This is a genomic window from Mesorhizobium sp. GbtcB19 (assembly GCF_019091085.1).
Classification (GTDB): Bacteria; Pseudomonadota; Alphaproteobacteria; order Rhizobiales; family Rhizobiaceae; genus Mesorhizobium.
In genome coordinates this window covers 1-1,053 of the sequence record NZ_JAGXJY010000071.1, presented here as the reverse complement: position 1 = coordinate 1,053, position 1,053 = coordinate 1, and the positions used below count along the sequence as shown (strand labels likewise).

1 protein-coding gene is annotated in these 1,053 nt (G+C 68.8%); it reads left to right on the top strand.

What is annotated here, in order from left to right:
* Positions 1-1,053 (top strand): condensation domain-containing protein (locus KVT37_RS31615; protein WP_254634392.1); only part of this gene is annotated, 1,053 nt, incomplete at both ends.

Genomic DNA, 1,053 nt, shown 5'->3' with positions numbered 1-1,053 from the left:
GAGGCGGTGCCGGGTGGCATCGGCAATGTCCAGCACATCTATGCGCTGTCGCCGCCGCAGGATGGCATCCTGTTCCATCACCTTCTGGCGCGGAAGGGCGATCCCTATCTGATCCGGGCCCAGATGGCCTTTGCCGAGCGAGCTCAGCTGGACCGCTATCTGTCGGCGGTGCAGCGTGTGGTCGACCGCCACGCCATCCTGCGCACCGCCTTCGTCTGGGAAGGGCTGTCCTTGCCGGTGCAGGTGGTGTGGCGACATGCGCCGCTCAGCATCACCGAGATCGAGCTCGATCCCGCTGCCGGACCTGGAGCGGAACAGTTGCGGCATCGCTACGACCCGCAACATCTGCGGTTCGATTTGGCGCAGCCGCCCCTGCTGCGGCACGTGGTGGCCAAGGACCCCGAGGCCGATCGCTGGCTGCTGCTGGCGGTGCATCACCATCTGATCGGCGATCACTCGACCCTGGAATTGCTGAACGAGGAGATCGAGGCGATCCTCGCCGGTCGAGAGGATGAACTGCCGGCAGCGGAGCCGTTCCGCAACGTTGTGGCGCAGGCGCGATTGGGCGCCTTGGCCTCGGAGCATGAGCGCTACTTCCGCGAACGGCTGGCCGATGTCGATGAGCCGGTGCTGCCGTTCGGCCTGGCGGAAGTGCGGGGCGATGGCGAGGAGGTGATCGAAGCCTACCGGGTGCTGCCGCAGGCCCTCAATGACGGCCTTCGGAGCCATGCCCGTCGCCTGGGTGTGAGCCTGGCAAGCTTGTGCCACGTGGCGTGGGGCCAGGTGGTGGCGCGCACGTCCGGCCGCGAGAAGGCGGTGTTCGGAACGGTGCTGCTTGGACGCATGCAGGCAGGCGCCGGCGCGGACCGGGCGATGGGCCTGGTCATCAACACGCTGCCGCTTCGCCTGGACCTGGATGGAAGAGGCGTCGCGGCAGGTGTCCGCGAGGCGCATCTGCGCCTGGCGGGGCTCCTGCAGCAGGTGCAGGGGCCCTTGGCGCTGGCCCACCCCTGCAGCGGGGTTGGGGCGGGGAGGCGGCGGTTCTGCGCGCTG